The 2,286-nt window shown below is 64.5% G+C and carries 3 protein-coding genes; 1 reads left to right on the forward strand and 2 read right to left on the reverse strand.

Annotation, left to right across the window (positions count from 1 at the left end; translation table 11 throughout):
- Positions 1-115 precede the first annotated feature (115 nt).
- Positions 116-370 (reverse strand): hypothetical protein, encoded by a 255-nt coding sequence (locus tag ASF53_RS25825; protein ID WP_210168537.1) that lies wholly within the window; start codon positions 368-370, stop codon positions 116-118.
- 116 nt (positions 371-486) lie between these two features.
- On the opposite strand from ASF53_RS25825, the gene ASF53_RS15850 reads away from it, so the two are divergent.
- The gene (locus tag ASF53_RS15850) at positions 487-984 is read left to right on the forward strand and encodes a hypothetical protein (protein WP_056200302.1); all 498 of its coding nucleotides are present in this window, start codon (positions 487-489) and stop codon (positions 982-984) included.
- Positions 985-1,140: 156 nt separating this feature from the next.
- Here ASF53_RS15850 and ASF53_RS15855 read toward each other — a convergent pair whose 3' ends face one another.
- Positions 1,141-2,088: an IS630 family transposase gene (locus ASF53_RS15855; protein ID WP_056200304.1), complete on the reverse strand. Its 948-nt coding sequence runs from the start codon at positions 2,086-2,088 to the stop codon at positions 1,141-1,143.
- Between the last annotated feature and the right edge of the window lie 198 nt (positions 2,089-2,286).

A 2,286-nucleotide genomic window follows, 5' to 3' on the forward strand; every position in this document is an offset into this window, starting at 1 on the left:
CCACATGGCACGTCCAGATCAGGCTTCAGCACCCTTCTGGAATCACCGCCATCCCGGCCACTCAACCCCGGCCAGACATTATCGGACGGGCTCTAAGCGGGCGCCAATGATCCGGTCATGGGGATTGGTCAAGCTCAGCAAGCATCGCTTCAATCTCTGCTAACCCATCGGTCTCGGGCTCTGTCATCGGTCGCGCTGTCCACCACAGAACCCGATTCTCCAGTCCGTAATGATCGATGACGCTGAGACCGAAGTCGGGATGGAAACCGAGAGTCCGGTCCTCCGGCCCATCGATGCAGCGGGAAACGACGAACAGCTTCTCCCACAAATCGGCGTGACGATCGCCAACCTCAAGCACTTGTAAATACATGGTTATACCCAGTAGATGCCCGGTTCGCATCGCGCGACTTCTTTGCCGACAACGTGTGGATGGTCGATGCTTCTTGGGTATTCAAGAAAAGTTGTGAATTTATAGTTCAGTCAGCAATGACTGATCTTGGACTGCCTGCCCCGTTGAAGGTCGCGGGCTACGGACTTCGACACAGTGACAAGCTCGGCCGTGGCCACTACGGGCGGCGCATGAAGATGCTCGCGCCCGCCCTCCTGTCGTTCCTCCTTTCTAGCGCCGCCTACGCTCAGCCCGCGCCCATCTTCGCGATCCCCATCACCAGGCAGCTTACCAACGGCGCCGCTGCCGCTGGGCAGGCCACGGGCTACAACACGGGCGTCGGGGAGTTCTGGGTCGCCTTCCCCGGCTCGATCCGTTGTTCCGGAACGTGGTCGGTCCGCGACCCGAACCCGACTATCATCATTCCCGTGACCTGCGGGGCTCGGGTTTACGGGGAAGCCATCGTCACGCGGCAGGCCGGCTTCATGACCGGCTCGGCCATCGTCGCCCTCAGCAACGGCAAGCGCGGGCAGTTCGTGTTCGGCGATCTCTCCTATGAGCAGGCGTTCGGCCAGGGGCGGGTTCGGACCCGCTGACGATCTACGGACTCGGGCGGGTGGTCCTCGTGACCGGGCCGTGGCAGGCATCTGGAACGGCCCGTCCGGCGCAGGCTGCGCCGGGCCGATGAACTAGAGCCCGGTGTAGATTTCGGCCTTCGAGAACCGCGTCGTCGCGTCTAGAGCTGTTGCCGATCATGTTGGATCGTATGCGTCGTATCCAGCTGCAGCGAGGCAGTTGCGGCAGGCCTTTGGGGTGAGGGTGCCGAAGGCGGATCGGATTGCGTCTTTCAGATCTGGAAGCGTCCGCGCGGCGGTTTTGCGGAGGTGACCCTTCAGCTTGGCGAAGATCTGCTCGATCGGGTTGAGGTCCGGCGAGTAGGGTGGAAGGTAGAGCAACTTGGCGCCCACCGCCTGGATGGCTTGGCGCACGCCGGCCACCTTGTGAGCGCCGAGGTTGTCCATGATCACCGTGTCACCCCGCTTCAACACGGGCACCAGGGTGTCGGTGACGTAGGCCCGGAAGCGCTTGCCGTTGGTGGCTCCGTCGAACAGGGCGGTGGCGACCACCCTGCTGGTGCGCAGGGCGGCCGTGACGGTGGTCGTCCTCCAATGTCCATGCGGAACCGCCACGCGGCAACGCTCGCCGCGCGCAGCCCAGCCGTAGCGGCGCACCATGTTGGTGGTGGTCGCCGTCTCGTCGAGGAAGACGAGCCGTTCGGGATCGAGTTCGTCCTGGGCCTCGAACCAATCCTCGCGCTCGGCTCTCACGTCCGGTCGTTGCTGCTCGGCGGCGTGGAGCGTGTTTTTTTGTGCGTGACGGCGGAAGAAGCGCGACAGGCCGCTTTCGCTGGTGGCGATGCCACGCTCAGCCAGCAGGGCGCGCAACTCCGAGAGGATCAGGGTCGGCCGCTCCGCGCGTAGGCGCAGGATCAGGTCGGCATGGGCTTCCACGTGCTGTGAGCGCCGGTCGTCACCCTGCGGCTTGGCCGCCACCCGGCCTTCCCGCTCGAAGCTCTCCTGCCAGCGGATGGCGCTGGCGGGACTGACCCCGAACCGCTCGGCCGCCTGACGGCGCGAGGCGCCCTCGGACACGGCCTTCACGACGCGCTCACGCAGATCCAATGACAACGGCGACCCCATCGACCCTCCTGTCGAGGACCACAGGGAATCAGATCACGTCGCGTCACGGAACCCCAACCGACTCGCAGCGGTCGGCAACAGCTCTAGAGCCGTTCCCGCTCACGTAGCGACGGCCAAGTCGGTATCGTAGCCGGCGGCAGCGAGGGAATTGCGGCACTCATCTGCCGTGAAGCGAGCAAAAGCCTGCCGGATGGCGTG

The organism is Methylobacterium sp. Leaf123 (assembly GCF_001423405.1).
GTDB lineage: Bacteria > Pseudomonadota > Alphaproteobacteria > Rhizobiales > Beijerinckiaceae > Methylobacterium.